The organism is Mesorhizobium sp. M0761 (assembly GCF_040320205.1).
Taxonomy (GTDB): domain Bacteria; phylum Pseudomonadota; class Alphaproteobacteria; order Rhizobiales; family Rhizobiaceae; genus Mesorhizobium.
Genome location: NZ_JAMYPF010000049.1, coordinates 1 through 1,186, shown reverse-complemented (window position 1 = coordinate 1,186; position 1,186 = coordinate 1). Strand labels below are relative to the sequence as shown.

The following is a 1,186-nucleotide window of genomic DNA, read 5'->3' as shown; positions in this document are numbered from 1 at the left end:
TCCTTCTGGTACTACAGCAGCCTCAAGCTGCAGGCCGTTGCCGATGCCGCGGCCTATGCCGGTGCGCTCGAGAAAGTCGCGGGTTCCGATAACCCGACCATCATCGCCGCCGCCACGCAGTCCGCGACCTCGAACAATTTTGCCACGCCGGGCACGATCCAGGTCAACACGCCGCCATTGTCCGGCCCGAACACCGCGAAGAAGGCGGTGGAGGTCATCGTCAAGCAAAACCTCGATCGCTACTTCACGGCGATTTTCAACCAGGCGCCCGTTGCCGAACAGGCAAGGGCGGTGGCGCTGATCAATGATGCCTCCAAGGCTTGCGTGCTGGCGCTAAGTCCGTCGGCCTCCCAGGCTGCGCTCTTTTCCGGCAACACCACCGTCAGCCTCACCGGCTGTTCGGTCATGTCGGACTCGATTGCCTCGGACGCCATAAAGACGCAGGGCTCGGCGGTGCTCAAGGCCGACTGCCTGATCACGGTCGGCGGCATGGTGCTGAACAATCCAGCGACCACAGTCTGCAAGTCCAACATCACCCGAGCCTTGCCGGCAGCCGATCCTTTCTCCGGCTTGGCGACGCCGACAGCCGGCAACCCTTGCAAGAATGTCAACGGCAACAAGACGTCGCAAACACTCCAGCCTGGCACCTACTGCAGCGGCATGAGCCTCAGCGGCAACGTCACCCTGCAGCCCGGCGTCTACGTCGTGCAGGGCGGTATGAAGGTCAACGCCAACGCGGTCGTCGCCGGCAGCGGGGTAACCATCTTCATGGCAGGCAGCAACACCGTCAGCATGAACGGCAACGCCAAGGTGACGCTGAGCGCGCCTACCTCCGGAGCCTATTCCGGCGTGCTGTTCTACGGCGACAGGACCGGGACTGCGGCGCAGAGCACCTTCAACGGCACCGCGGACTCGCTTTTGACAGGCGCCATCTATTTTCCCAGGCAGCAGGTCAACTACCTTGGCAACTTCTCGGGGAACGGTGGCTGCACTCAGGTCGTCGCCGACACAATCCAGTGGTCCGGCAGTACGACGATCAAGCAGAACTGCAAAGGCCTCGGGATGGACGACATTCCGGCGACGCAATCCGTTCAGCTCGTCGAGTAGCGGGATGGGTGGGCGGACCTTGCGCATTGTCCTGGACAAATCCGGGATAGCTGCCGTCGAGTTTTCCATGTTGCTGCCC

At 62.5% G+C, this 1,186-nt stretch carries 1 protein-coding gene; it reads left to right on the top strand.

The genetic code is table 11. The annotated features are described in order from the left end of the window. Window positions 1-1,107: DUF7305 domain-containing protein (locus NKI32_RS31520; protein WP_353005233.1), on the top strand; the 1,107-nt coding region annotated here is incomplete at its 5' end. Window positions 1,108-1,186 lie beyond the last annotated feature (79 nt).